1 protein-coding gene is annotated in these 244 nt (G+C 64.8%); it reads right to left on the minus strand.

What is annotated here, in order from left to right:
- The coding region (locus tag NDO48_RS29475; RefSeq protein WP_267322952.1) for a DUF1329 domain-containing protein at positions 1 to 244 on the minus strand (244 nt) is incomplete at both ends.

Consider the following 244-nt stretch of genomic DNA (forward strand, 5'->3'; position numbering starts at 1 on the left):
GGCCGGCGCTGTAGACCCAGGACAGACGCGGTTCGGCCACCTGGTCGAGGGTTTCGTGCACCAGCACCACCTCGCCGACCATGCGCGCAGGGGCGGTGAGCTTGTGGCTGTAGTAGTAGAGAACGTTGCGTGCCTGCTCAGGCGTCTGGCCTTGTACCGCCTCGCCGCGGGTGAAGTACTGCTGGGTGGTCATGATGGTGTAGGAACCATCCTTCTGCGGCGCCGCACTGTCGCTGATCAGGCT

This window comes from Aminobacter sp. MET-1 (assembly GCF_026521175.1).
Lineage (GTDB): Bacteria > Pseudomonadota > Alphaproteobacteria > Rhizobiales > Rhizobiaceae > Aminobacter.